Raw genomic sequence first — 631 nt, 5'->3', positions numbered from 1 at the left:
TCAAAATACCTGAAATCAGGGATATGAAGAAATGTAAATAAGCGTTAAAAGACGCATTTCACTTCTCTGGATGCCAACCATGATTCGCTCACTACTTGTATCAGCTGCGCTGACGCTGTCAAGCTGCCTTGTATTTGCACAACAAACTCTAGATTCGCCGCCGCCCTGGGGCAACAATAGGCAGGGAGTAATGTTTGACGTTGCCGCATCCAACGACGTGACGATTACTGGATTTGGGATCTATCCGTATGTCGACATGAATGATGTGACTTTCGAGGTGTATACCCGAAGCGGAACATATGCGGGCTTTGAATCAAATCCGTCCGAGTGGACATTGATTGGAACAGCTGGCGTCACGGGCTCTGCTAGTGAACTTGTCGATATTCCCGTGACACTTAACACTGCTATCGAATCTGGGGCCTCTCAAGCCTTTTACATTACCAGCACAGGGCCATACAACATTCGATATCGCGCAACAACATCACCTTCTGGAACTGCATTTATTGGCGATGCAAACATAGACATACTGGTTGGTGCAGGGGTGGTTTATCCATTCGACAATGCCAACTCAGAAAGAGAATTCGTTGGCCGCATCCATTACGATTTAACGCCAGTAGCGCCTATTGCGCCC

At 47.5% G+C, this 631-nt stretch carries 1 protein-coding gene; it reads left to right on the top strand.

Annotated elements, in window-relative coordinates; translation table 11 throughout:
* Positions 1 to 79: 79 nt before the first annotated feature.
* A partial coding sequence (locus tag E8K88_RS17915) for a hypothetical protein (protein WP_205880134.1) occupies positions 80 to 631 on the top strand: 552 nt, incomplete at its 3' end.

The sequence above is a fragment of the Lampropedia aestuarii genome, from assembly GCF_004803635.1.
Classification (GTDB): Bacteria; Pseudomonadota; Gammaproteobacteria; order Burkholderiales; family Burkholderiaceae_C; genus Lampropedia; species Lampropedia aestuarii.
This window is presented reverse-complemented; position numbering and strand designations above follow the sequence as displayed.